The organism is Streptomyces sp. P9(2023) (genome assembly GCF_032436795.1).
In the GTDB taxonomy this organism is placed as follows: Bacteria; Actinomycetota; Actinomycetes; order Streptomycetales; family Streptomycetaceae; genus Streptomyces.
Genome location: NZ_JAUPWM010000879.1, coordinates 1 through 233, shown reverse-complemented (window position 1 = coordinate 233; position 233 = coordinate 1). Strand labels below are relative to the sequence as shown.

Sequence of the window (233 nt, the reverse complement as noted above, 5' to 3'; positions counted from 1 at the left end):
GTCCGGTAGCTTCTGCTGGCCCGCATCTTTCGGAGCAGTATCTCTATACCGTGTGAGGGCAGCGTTAGTAAGCGGACCAACAATGCCATCAGGGACAAGCTTGTTTGTACGTTGGAAGGCTCTGACGGCTGCATCCGTGGTCTTACCAAAGTCACCATCAATTTCCAGATCATGCCCAGCAAGTTTGAGCATAGCCTGTAGATCACGCACACCAGCACCAACGGAACCAAGAC

1 protein-coding gene is annotated in these 233 nt (G+C 52.8%); it reads right to left on the bottom strand.

The annotated features are described in order from the left end of the window. On the bottom strand, window positions 1-210 hold a 210-nt coding region (locus tag Q5762_RS39775), incomplete at its 3' end, for a peptidoglycan-binding domain-containing protein (protein WP_315897195.1). Between the last annotated feature and the right edge of the window lie 23 nt (window positions 211-233).